The organism is Nostoc sp., from assembly GCF_041747015.1.
In the GTDB taxonomy this organism is placed as follows: Bacteria; Cyanobacteriota; Cyanobacteriia; order Cyanobacteriales; family Nostocaceae; genus Nostoc.
The window spans coordinates 33,626-46,516 of the sequence record NZ_JBGTFY010000415.1 but is presented as its reverse complement, the minus strand read 5'-3'; the positions used below and the strand labels follow the sequence as shown (position 1 = coordinate 46,516).

Here is a 12,891-nt window from a genome sequence, read left to right as displayed (position 1 = left end):
TAATTATCCTTATGATGCCTACGGCGGTAAACTACGTAAATAGACCACGCTGTAGGGGTTTAGCAATGCTAAACCCTTACGAAAGATGTGGCTTTCAACCATATCCATATTTGGTATTTCTTGTCAATGCGTAAGTTCTATGGAAACTCGAATTCGATGTTAGTCAACTTTCATCAGAGGATCTAGCTGCTTTTCGTGCCTGGTTTGCGGAATTCGATGCAGCATACCGGGATAAACGACATGAATTAATGCAAAATTTAATACATGAGACAAATTTGCTTTTGGTACTAGAATTAACTGGAGATTTAATAAATGAGAATTGATGGACGGATGTTGCATACTACCAAACTCATGATTCCGACCACTGTGGAAAACAATAATTCCTGGGTGTATTGTTTTTTTCTGGTATGCATCAAAGTCTTAACCGAACTGTATTGGGCTGATCAATGGGTTCGTCAGTGATGGGTTAATTTATTGGGAATGGTGAAGTAAAAAGTCGCGCCTTGGTCTATCGCTGCTTGTCCCCAGATCCGCCCGCCGTGGCGTTGAATAATCCGTTGGACGATCGCCAGTCCGATCCCAGTACCTTCAAAATCTTGGTCGCGGTGAAAACGTTGAAATACCCCAAATAGATTATCAGCATACCGCATATCAAATCCGGCGCCATTATCTTTGATAAAATACACTCCTTCCCCATCCATCACTTCATAACCCACTTCAATGTAGGCTAAGGATTTGTAGCGGGTGTACTTGATCGCATTTGACAACAGGTTTATCCAGACTTGTTTGAGCAGCGAAAGATCAGCTTGACATTCGGGTAAATCAGCGATCGCAAACTCAATCTGACGCCCCTTCAAATCTGGAGCCAAATCATTCAGCACTATTTGAATTACCTCATTTGGAAAAACGGGCTGCTGGGATATTTCCTTACGATCCAGGCGGGATAGGTTCAACAAATCATCGATCAACTCACCCATGCGTTTGGCATTATCGCGCACAACTTTTAAGTGATGATTGGCTTCTAAATCGAGTTGCTCACCGTAATCTTCTTGCATTATTTTAGAGAAACCTGCGATCGCCCGTAGTGGTGCCCGCAAATCATGGGAAACAGAGTAAGAGAAAGCCTCCAAGGCTTTGTTAGCAGCTTCCAATTGAGCAGTCCTCTGGATTACTCGTTCTTCTAGTTCGGCATTGAGTTGACGGACTTCTGCCTCAGCTGCTTTAATCGCACTTATATCCCGCGTGACGCTAGAAAGATATTCTAGGCTGCCATCTGAGGCTTTGTGAGCAATGATCAGTTGGGAAACTGGGATTTCCTGACAATTTATGTCCAGTAAAGCCGTTTCACCAACCCAAGTGCCATCTCGAATTGCTGTCGGAATTCCTTGATTTTGAACCAAGTCTAATGCCCACTGGGGATGATAATTGGGGATACGAAAGTCAGAACCTTTATCTAGGGGCATCTCTGTCAGTTTGTTAGCTTGAGTATTCTGCCAGAGAATATTGCCTTGGGGGTCAGCCATGCCGATATAATCAGTGGATGCTTCCATGATCGCAATTAAACGATCGCGGTCTTTCTCTGCTTGCTGGCGATCGGCAATTTCAGCCTGTAAAGATTCATTCAATTCTGCCTGCTGCTTCAACAGACGGGCATTGTCAATGGAAATAGCTGCTTGAGTAGAAAGTAGACGCAGGATTTCAATTCGCTCCGGGGTAAATGCGTTGGTGGTAAGATTGTTTTCTAAAAGGACAATTCCAGTCAGTTTTCCCTGGTTCAACAGAGGCAGTTGTAAATACTGCCTTTCCATATCTTGGACTTTAGCGGTTGCCCCCCACCTTAAATAACCATACCTCGCCTCTTGCATATATGCTCTGGCAATGGTCATTCGCTTATTTGCCAGATGAAACTTTGCTGCTAGTTCGTTGGCTAAAGCCTCTTCTTGCAGATATTCGTTCTGCCTTGCTAGAATAATGGCGCGATCGTAGGCATCCATTGCTTCCACCACCTCACCCAACACTCGATGCCGTTCTGCTTCTACCAAGTGCCACTTGTGCAGATAATTCATCGGTGCGTGGGTTGACCAAAGCTGCATTAATCCTTGATTAGTAGCAATCTGCTGCAAGTAGTGAGATTGTTCTTCCGCAGTGATGTCAAGATAATTTGCCAGCAGTGCCAGCGATTGGTAGAAGTGCAAGGTAACGAAATATTCTGCCCCAGATCCAGAAATAGAATAACGGGCTGCGGTAGCTGCACTATCAACTGCTTGAGAAAAATCTCCTAGTGTATAAAAGAGAATCGTCTTTGCCAAATAGCTGATCAACAGAGCGTAGTAGTTGTTTTCGGCATGGAGTTGGGGCAACATGACAGATTCATCAAAACTTTCGCCAATTAGCTGGAGTGGATTGGCAGCTTTCCCTAAAAGATTCAATAAAAGTTGATGCCATATCTGCGATAGATAAATGGAGTGTTCCAGCTTTAGCTTTAAGAGCAAATCGTGATAGTTGACTAAAGATCGTTCGACAATTTCCAGGTTTTCTCCAACCAAAAATTGATAGAAGCAATAGTTGTTGATGCAGTAGCCGGCATATTCGTTATCCCCAGTTTCTAAACCGCTCTGCACTCCTTCAGCAAGATAAGGTAGACTTTCCCGCACCGATTTCTTCCAGTGCTGAATAAAGGTATAGAACATATTGTAAATCAGGGCTTTGTATTCCCTGGCATAAAACTGTTTAAGCAGTTCCAGCGCCAGTTGTCCTGCCTGATATCCGGCATCAATATTGCTCATACTATTACACAGGATAATACCGTACCAGACGTAAGCTCCCGATGCTAGTACAGAGTGTCCGTATTTGACACACAGTTTCACCTGTGTCAAAATTACTGGCAGCAGAATTTCCGGTCTGCCTCCGAAAATAGCGCTCAAACAGGCTTTAAGGATACGCAGGGCTGCCAATTGGGCAGGATCGGTCATGATCGGATAAGCTGCTAACTGCTCCAGAGTGGGCAGATTTATCAAAAAGTCCTGTTCATCCAGGTTTATGGACACGGGGTAGCCCAGCAGTTCCAATGCCTGTAAGCCGATGTCAGCAGCGTCACCAAATTGACGTTGTGCAATGTATATCTGCATTTGTAGCTCATAAGCCTTGATCCGATCAAGTAATGTTTTCCCCTGGTGTAACACCGTTTCGACTAGGGCGCTGGCAGCCGCAAAGTTAGCGTTGAGATATTCTGCCTCTGCTGACTCCACAAAAATATCCAACGTTAAATTGTATTGATTTTGCCAGCTATTGGCTTCTAGTAACTCCAAACCAGTTTGCATATATCTTAGAGTAGAGGTATATGCAGCAGCAGCTTTGGCTTTTTCTCCTGCCATCAAATTTAGCCGGACAAGTTCATTGCGTTCCACCTGAACCTGAATCAATTCACTTCCCAGATTTAGATGATTGACAATATCGAAAATGCGTTGCTCATGCTGTTCTGGTGGTGTATTTTGAAGTATTTTTTGTCCCACCTTGTAGTGAATTACTTGGCGTTCAGCTTCCGAAATCAGAGAATAGGCTGCCTGCTGAATGCGATCATGGGCAAATTTATATTCAATGGTAGGATTGCTCAGAAGTTGCACATCTAACACAACCGATTTGTGGGCATTGCTCAGGGGTATAATTAACCCTTGAGCGATCGCTATTCCCAAAATCTGGGCGGTTTCTCGCTGGGATAGTTCAGCAGCAAATGCCAGCGTTTCTAGATCAAAAGAGTTGCCAATGCAGGCAGATAGCTGCAATATTTGCTGCATCTGCTCATTCAGCTTCTGAATTTTCCCCGCCATCAACTCTACAACATTATCCGTAATCTCTCGATTCTGAATTTGCTCTATCGACCATTGCCACTTCTTTGTTTGGCGATCAAATTCCACTAGCTCTTCAGTGTAGAGAGATTTCAAAAATTCATTCATGAAAAAGGGATTACCATCGGTTTTTAGTTGCACCAAAACTGCTAAAGGCAGGGAATCCTCTGGTTGGCAACGCAGTGTATCTGCAATCAGCTGATTGATATCAAGTAGGCTTAATGAAGATAGAAAAAGTTGGTTTACCACTCCTCCACTCTGGCGGATTTGCTCTACCATCTGGCTCAGGGGATGAACTGCATTTACCTCGTTATCTCTGTATGCCCCAATCAACAACAAAGATTGCTTCTCAGTGGTGGTAGTTAGCAATTGAATCAGCTTTAGCGAAGCATTGTCTGCCCACTGGAGATCATCCAAAAAGATCACGAGCGGATGTTCTGGCTGGGTAAAGACGCGAATGAAATTTTGGAAGACTTGGTAAAAGCGATTTTGGGCTTCCGTCGGCGGCAGAACAAGTACATCTGGTTGATTGCCCACAATCAACTCCAATGCTGGAATTAGCTGGGTAATCACGCTACTGTTTGAGCCAAGGGCAGCTAAGAGGTGATCTCGCCACTGACACAACTGCACTTCGTCTTCGGTAAGTAATTGTTTAATCAGTGATCCAAAGGCTTGAGCGATCGCAAAGTAAGGGATATTGCGCTGATACTGGTCAAATTTACCCGAAATAAAATAACCTCGTTGTTGGGTAATCGGCTGATAAATTTCCTGCACCAAAACTGACTTGCCAATACCAGAGTATCCCGCTATCAGCATCAGTTCAACTTGAGAAGACGCTTTATCTGCTAATCTGGCGATCGCTGCTAATAATGTCTCAACCTCCCTTTCTCTGCCATAGAGTTTTTCTGAGATATGAAACTTATCAGAAATATCCTGTTGCCCTAAAGCAAAAGACTCAATTCGTCCCGTATGTTGTAGTTGGATTAGACATTGTTCTAGATCAGTTTTAATTCCCCAAGCACTTTGATAACGTTCTTCTGCTGTTTTAGCTAACAGTTTCAAGACAATTTCTGAAACTACCACAGGAATCTCTGGATCGATAACATGGGGTGGAACAGGTTTCAGAGCCAGGTGATAATGAATCAACTCCAGGGCATCTCTAGATTCAAAGGGCAGCCGATGGGTCAATAGTTGATAAAAGGTAACACCCAAAGAGTAAAAATCACTTCGATAGTCCAGAGAGCGGTTCATTCTGCCTGTTTGCTCTGGAGAGATATAAGCTAGTGTTCCCTCTAATACCGTGGGATTTTTAAGAGTTAATGTCTCCCGCGATCGGGTAGTTGAAATTCCAAAGTCAATAATTTTAATTTCTTGTGTTTCTAGATTTAAAATAATATTAGATGGATTGATGTCCTTGTGAATAATATTTGCATGATGAATTTCACTTAAAGTTTCAGTGATCTGCACTGCTAAATTCAGAAATTCTATCAAAGAAAACCTTTTTTTAGCTATAATCTTTGTTAAAGATTCCCCACCAAAATCCTCCAGAATGATCACAAAAGTACTTTGATATTGCTGCAATCCGTAAGCCTGAATAACCCCTTTTAATGATAAGCTGCGCGTAATTTCGTATTCGAGCTTATAGCGCGTGATTTCCTCTGGGGTAGGATAGTCTTTCTTCAAAATCTTGAAGATTACAGGCAAATGATCCCGTTCACGAATTCCTCGATAGACTCGTGAATTAGTACTTTCATGGATTTTTGACCGAATTTTATATTCAGTAATTTCCAGCATGGTTCAACCGCCTTCAATTGTTACACTGAGGGGCAAAGCAAGGTTGACTCAAAAATCCGATTATACATTCGTTAACAGCTAATTGGTGTTGTTTGGGATGAAAATGTGACAGATTAACTCAAAGTTTACGAAGGAGATTATGAGGTATGAGGTATGAGTGAACCCTTGAACGTCCTGATGGTTGAAGATTGCGAGACGGATGCCATGTTAATTCTCCATGAATTGCGTCGCGGTGGTTTCAAGCCCATCTGGCAGTGCGTCGAGAACTTGGGGATGCTCAGGTGCGGATAGAGCGCAAACAAGCTCAAAATCTGTTACAAACATTAGCGTCTAATATACCAGGAATGATTTACACCTTTGTACATCATTCTCATGATTCTGTTGCCTTTGAGTACATTAGTTTAGGCTGTATAGAACTTCTAGAGTTAACATCAGATAAAATTTTAGAAAATGCTTCTCTTTGCTTTGCACAAATTCATATTGATGACCGTGCCGGATGTTATGTGGCTGCCAAAGAAAGCGCTCAAACTTTAAAACCATTTTCTTATGAGTGCCGATTAATTACACCTTCTGGTAAACCCAAATGGGTACAAGCAAACGCTCGTTTAGAGTGTCGAGAAAACGGGGATATTGTCTGGCATGGTGTTTTATTAGATGTGAGCGATCGCAAACAAGCCCAAGAACTGATAATTCACAACGCCTTGCACGATCCATTGACAAATTTACCAAATCGGACACTTTTAGTAGAGCGGCTGGAACTAGCCATTAACCGAGCTAAACGAGTAAAAACCTATCGTTACGCCGTCTTATTCCTAGACCTAGATCGGTTCAAAGTGATCAATGACAGCTTAGGACACTTAGCTGGAGACCAACTACTAAAAACCATTGCTCAGAAGTTAAAAACTCATCTGCGCGAGGTTGATTTAGTCGCTCGAATCGGTGGTGACGAATTCGTAATTATGCTGGAAGATATTTCTGGTATTGAAAAAGTAATTCAAATTACTGAGCGTATCCTCACAGATTTTGAAACACCATTGATCCTTAATGATTCAGAAGTAGTTATCAGTACGAGCATCGGGATTGTCTTAGGAACAAAGGATTATTCTGAAGCCTCCGATTTACTTCGAGATGCCGATATTGCCATGTATCGAGCCAAAGCTCAAGAGAGAAGTTCGTATAAAGTTTTTAATATAAAAATGCACACTCAAGCCGTAGATCGACTAACTCTAGAAACCGATATCCGTAAAGCAATCGAACGAGAAGAGTTCGTTATATATTACCAACCTATTGTTGACATCCTTAGCGATGCCCACGGCGGACAAAGCCAACACGTTAGCGGAACGTCTCCTACAGAAACTTGGCTGCAAGGAGTTCGGCTAATTGGATTTGAAGCCTTGGTGCGTTGGCAACACCCAACTCGCGGGTTCGTTTTGCCGGAGGAATTTGTTCCTATTGCTGAAGAAACTGGGCTAATTGTGCAGATTGATCGCTGGATGCTCTACACAGCTTGTCAACAACTGGCAAACTGGAAAACCAAGTTTGCCAATCACTTGCCCCTCAAGATGAGTATTAACCTCTCTGCTCAAGATATTCGCCAAGCTAGCTTACTTGAAGACATCGATCAAACCCTAGCCAAAACAGGTTTAGAAGGCGATTCCATAGCCTTAGAAATTACCGAGAGTATGTTAATTGAAAATATCAGTAGTGCAATTGATTTATTAACCGAATTAAAGGCCAGAAAGATTCAAATCACCATTGATGACTTTGGTAGTGGTTATTCATCGCTCAATTATCTCCATCGTTTACCCGCTGATAATTTGAAGATTGATCGCTCCTTTGTAAGTCAGATGGAAGAAGGGAACCGTAATTATCAGGTTGTTAGTACTATTATTGCTTTGAGCAATCAACTCGGATTAGCCGTTATTGCAGAAGGTATCGAAACACCACAGCAACTTCACTGGTTACAGCAACTTGGATGCAAATTAGGCCAAGGTTATCTATTCTCTAAACCTCTAAGCCACGAGACAGTAGAAGCACTTCTAGCGCAATACGGTTCAGTTAAGGAAAATTGTAGGTTGGGTTGAGGCTTTGCGAAACCCAACAAACCTGCCCAAATGTTGGGTTTCGTTCCTCAAACACCAGATGCTTCTCCTTGCCGGAGACGCTGCGCGTAGCTTGCTTCCCCGCAGGGGTACAAGTCGGGAAACCGCAAGGGCGCAGTGGCTCCCCAACCTACGCAGCTTAAGGTTAACTGAACCGTATTGACTTCTAGCGAGTAAAAGTTTGGATTTATTTTCTAATTAATACGAGAAAGGGGAAACGAAGAAGAAAAACCTTGAATAATAATGGATAAGTTTCTTCTTATTTTTACTTCTTATTCTTCTTCTTTTACCCCTTCCCCTTCCTTGTCACATATCAGATAAATAATAAATTAACCTCTGACAAAGGAGGTTTTTAGAATTAAACAAAAATCTATCTGGAGATAAGTTACTAAAATTTGCAAACTAGCTTAGGGTTTGTACAGCCTCTGCAATGAGTATTGGTTGTTCCAAAACATTTTCATGCCCCATATTCATCATTCTCCTTTCCGGCGTTATGGCGTTACTGTATTAATTGTTGCACTAGCACTAGGGTTAATGTTAGCGATAGACCCTTGGCTAGGCATGAGTAAAACTCCTTTCCTGTTATTCTTTAGCGCTGTAATGGTGAGTGCCTGGTATGGTGGTTTCAAGTCAGGACTTTTAGCAATCTTCTTGTCTGGGCTACTGAGCGATTACTTCTTTATTTTGCCAGCCTATGATCTGAGTTTTGACTTCTCCAATGTTGTGCGAATTGGGTTGTTTACATTACAAGGATTGCTATTCAGTATCCTATGTTTAAAAAATACTCGGCTGCACCAGCAACTTCAGCAAGCCGTTCAGCAAAAAGACGAATTTCTAGCGTTGCACAATGCTTGGCTTGCCAGTTCACCAGTGGGACTGGCTTTTCTCGATACTGAACTTCGCTATGTTTACGTTAATGAAGCGTTAGCAGCTACAAACGGTGTGCCGCAAAGTCAACACATTGGTAGCACCTTTGGGGAAGTGCTACCGGAATGGGCAACGCAAATTGAGCCGATCTTTAGGCAAGTGATGCAAACTAGGGAGCCGTTACTTAACCAGGAAGTAAGGGGTGAAACCTATTATGGTCTTGTCAGCTATTATCCGGTGTGTTTACCGGATGGGCAGTTGTTGGGAGTGGGCATTAGTTCTATTGATATTACTCAACTCAAGCAGATTGAGCAAGCATTACGGGAAAGCGAAGCCAAGTTTCGCAGCGTAGTTGAGTCAAACATGATTGGTGTTGGCTTCTGGAATAGGGATGGCGGAATTATAGATGCTAATGATGCCTTGCTGAATATGGTGGGTTATACCCGTGAAGAATTACTTGCTGAAACACTTCGCTGGCAAGATTTAACTCCAATAGAGTACCATTCACTCGATGAGCAAGCACTGACTCAATTTCAAGACAGCATATTTTGCACCACTTACGAGAAGGAATATATTCGTAAAGACGGCTCACGCTTTCCGATTTTGATCGGTGCTAGCCACTTTGAAGGAACTGTAGATCGAGGAGCTTTCTTTGTTCTCGATATTACAGAACGCAAGCAGGCTGAGGAAAGACTCCGCTATCTCGCTCAAATTAGTAGTGTCCTCTCTAGTTCGCTAGATTATGAAGAAACCTTAGAACAAATCGCCAAAATCTCAGTTCCCCAGCTAGCTGATTGGTGTAGCCTAGATATTTTAAATGAAGATGGTTCCATTCGCCGCCTACCGATCGCTCACGCAGATCCGACTAAAGCCGAGTGGGCGCGTCAACTTCAACAATATGTGCCAGATTCCAAAGGTACGAATGTCATTAGTAGGGTACTGCAAACCGGGCAAAGCGAATTAATCCCAGAGGTGTCTGACTCATTCTTAGTGGCGATGACTCAGAATCAAGAACACTTAGACATTGTTCGGCAATTGGGGATTAAGTCTGCGATGATTGTACCTTTAATAGTACGAGGGCAAGTACTCGGCTGCATCAGGTTTGTCACCACCGAATCAGACCGTCGCTACGATCGCTCTGACCTGACTTTAGCAAATGATGTTGCTGATCGGGCTGCCTTAGCGGTGGAAAATGCCCGACTTTATGGAGATATCCACCAAGCTTTAGTACATTATGCCGAATCACTGTCTCTTTTAGATGCCCTGCTCGCAGGCGCTCCTGTCGCTGTCTGCTTTTTAGATCGGGAACTGCAATATATCCGAATTAATCAGGTTTTCGCTGACATTAATGGTTTGACCATAGAAGAGCATCTCGGACGCAAATTTGGGGAAGTGTTCCCTGAAATGATGGTTGAGTTTGAGCTACAGTTACAGCGCGTGTTGGATACTGGAGAACCCCTGCTAAATATGGAAATTAGCGGTGAGACAAGGGGACAACCCGGATATTATGGCTATTGGCTGGGCAACTATTACCCAGTCAAAAACAGAATGGACGAAACGGTAGGAATTGGGATTATTCTCGCAGATGTGACAGTAGCAAAGCAAACAGAAGTTGCGTTGCGCGAAAGCGAAGAAAGATTCCGGGCAATGTTCAACCAAGCGGCTGTAGGCATTACTTTAATCGCCTTAGATGGACGATTTCTGCAAATTAATCCTGCCCTGTGCGAAATTACTGGGTACAGCTATGAAGAGTTAATCCAGATGAATTTTCAAGAAATTAGCCACCCTGACGACTTGGAGATTGATTGGGAAAATGCTCGGCAAGTTTTAACACGAGAAATTAGTGGTTATTCCATAGAGAAGCGCTATATCCGCAAAGATGCTTCCATCGTTTGGGTAAACCTGACTCTATCAGCAGTTTGGGATGCTAAGGGACAAGCCAAGTATGCAGTGGGTATTATTGAGGATATTAGCGAACGCAAACGAGTTGAAACGACACAACAGTTTTTAGTCGAAGCCAGCACCTTACTCGCTGCTTCATTGGATTATGAAATTGCCTTGGAAAATGTGGCTAATTTGGCAGTTCCGACTCTGGCTGATTGGTGTATTGTAGATGTTTTCTGTGAAGATTGGTCAAGTAAACAAATTGCGATCGCCATTGCCGATCCCACAAAACGAAATATTCTAGACGAAATCCAACGCCATTATCCACCCAAAAGCCGAGCAAAATACCTTGTACAGCAGCTAAAGTTGGGAATTTCGGTATTTTACCCGGAATTATCTGACTTTCATCTTGTCTACATGGCTCAAGACGAGGCACATCTGCACTTGCTGCGAAGCCTGGGTATTCATTCTCTAATGGTGATTCCAGTCCGTTCCCGTGGGCAATTATTTGGAGCCATATCTTTTTTTACAGCCGAATCAGGTCGGCACTACAAACATACAGATTTGGCTTTAGCAGAGGATATTGCTCGTCGTGCTGCGACAGCAATTGACAACGCTAGACTCTACCAGGAAACTCAACAGGCAAAACAGGCAGCTGAACAGTCTGTGAATCGCATGGTACTTTTACAAAAAATAACTGCGTCCCTCTCGGAAGCCCTAACTCCCCAACAGGTAGCTGACGTAGTGGTAAACCAAGGTATTGCCGCCTTGTCAGCCACGGCTGGCTCCGTTGTCTTACTTGCTGATGTCAGTACTTTAAAAGTTGTGCAAGCAACTGGCTATCCGCAATCGCTCCTAGATGCTTGGGCAACTTTTCCCATCACTGCTGCTAACCAAATAGCAGAAACAGTCAGAACTAAAAAGCCGATTTTTTTAGAAAATCTCGCAGCTTTGATGGCAAAGTATCCTAACTTAGCAGATAATGTGGCTCTCACTGGAAATAAAGCCTGGGCTGCCATTCCGTTGATCGCAGAAGCCAAAATAATTGGGGCACTGGGATTAAGCTTTGCCACTGTTCAAAGATTTAATGAAGAAGACCGGGGATTTATGTTGACACTGGGACAACAGTGTGGACAAGCGATCGCTCGCGCTCAACTTTACGAAGCCGAAAAGACTGCAAGGGCACAAGCCGAGACAGCTAACCGAATTAAGGATGAATTCCTCGCTGTCCTTTCCCATGAACTCAGAACTCCTTTAAATCCGATTTTAGGGTGGGCAAAGTTACTCCGAACCCGCAAGTTCGATGAAGCCACTAGAATCCGAGCTTTAGAAACAATCGAGCGCAATGCCAAGTTACAAAGCCAACTTATTGGAGATTTACTTGATGTTTCGCGGATTTTACAGGGTAAGGTAAACTTTGAACTCTATGCAGTGGATTTGAAAGTAGCGATCGCCGCCGCACTAGAAACGGTACGCTTGGCAGCAGAAGCGAAGTCAATCCAAATTCAAACGTCGCTGAGTCATGATGTTGGCAAAGTTCTAGGCGATAGCGATCGCTTACAACAAGTAATGTGGAATCTCCTCTCCAATGCTGTTAAATTCACACCTGTAGAAGGACGAGTAGAAGTCCGTTTAGAGCAAGTTGGATTAGATGCCCAAATCCAGGTGATTGATACAGGTAAAGGCATCAACCCGGAATTTTTGCCTTACGTATTTGACTACTTCCGCCAAGCAGATGCCAAGACAACGAGAGTATTTGGCGGATTGGGATTGGGACTGGCAATTGTGCGCCGTCTCGTAGAACTACACGGTGGCACAGTTCATGCCGATAGTCTTGGAGAAGGACAGGGAGCAACCTTTACAGTCAAGCTACCTTTGGTCAAAAGTACTGAGTTACGAGTTGAGAATACCAAAGCTTCTCAACCACAATTCAGTACTCAAGACTCATTACTTTCTGGAGTGCAAATCCTGCTTGTAGACGATCAGGCTGATGTCCGAGACTTTTTTAGCTTTGCGCTAGAGCAATATGGGGCAACTGTAACGGCAGTTGAATCGGCAGCTGAAGCACTCGAAACATTAGCTCAGTTAAAACCAGATATTCTCTTAAGCGATATTGGAATGCCCTTCATGGATGGCTATATGCTGGTGCGTGAGGTGAGAAAATTGTCGCCAGAGCAAGGTGGACAAATTCCAGCGATCGCTTTGACTGCTTATGCAGCCGAAATTGACTACAACCAAGCAATGGCAGCCGGATTTCAAAAACACCTACCTAAACCTGTTGAACCAATCGATTTAGCTACAGCGATCGTTAATCTCATCGGTCATAATTAACTTTGAGTAGGGACACAGCAACGCTTATGTGTGTTAACTTACAGCAGCTTTATCCCAATCTAGTGATC

At 43.4% G+C, this 12,891-nt stretch carries 4 protein-coding genes; 2 read left to right on the top strand and 2 right to left on the bottom strand.

The features are described from left to right. Positions 1-159: 159 nt before the first annotated feature. Both ACEW80_RS32545 and ACEW80_RS32540 read right to left on the bottom strand, forming a co-directional pair. Positions 160-339, bottom strand: coding sequence for a hypothetical protein (locus tag ACEW80_RS32545; RefSeq protein ID WP_373530567.1), 180 nt, complete (start codon positions 337-339; stop codon positions 160-162). A 116-nt stretch (positions 340-455) separates the two neighbouring features. After that, entirely contained in the window at positions 456-5,639 is a 5,184-nt protein-coding gene (locus tag ACEW80_RS32540; RefSeq protein ID WP_373530566.1) for an AAA family ATPase, read from the bottom strand. Positions 5,640-5,893: 254 nt separating this feature from the next. Between ACEW80_RS32540 and ACEW80_RS32535 the strand changes: the two genes are divergently transcribed. After that, positions 5,894-7,723, top strand: a complete 1,830-nt coding sequence (locus ACEW80_RS32535) for an EAL domain-containing protein (RefSeq protein WP_373530565.1) — start codon at positions 5,894-5,896, stop codon at positions 7,721-7,723. 477 nt (positions 7,724-8,200) lie between these two features. Then, on the top strand, positions 8,201-12,823 hold the full coding sequence (locus ACEW80_RS32530; protein WP_373530564.1) for a PAS domain S-box protein: 4,623 nt from the start codon (positions 8,201-8,203) through the stop codon (positions 12,821-12,823). Positions 12,824-12,891 lie beyond the last annotated feature (68 nt).

Coding starts and splice junctions, on each gene's coding strand:
- ACEW80_RS32530 (WP_373530564.1), top strand. CDS start 8,201: ATGCCCCATATTCATCATTCTCCTTTCCGGCGTTATGGCGTTACTGTA.
- ACEW80_RS32545 (WP_373530567.1), bottom strand. CDS start 339: ATGCAACATCCGTCCATCAATTCTCATTTATTAAATCTCCAGTTAATT.
- ACEW80_RS32540 (WP_373530566.1), bottom strand. CDS start 5,639: ATGCTGGAAATTACTGAATATAAAATTCGGTCAAAAATCCATGAAAGT.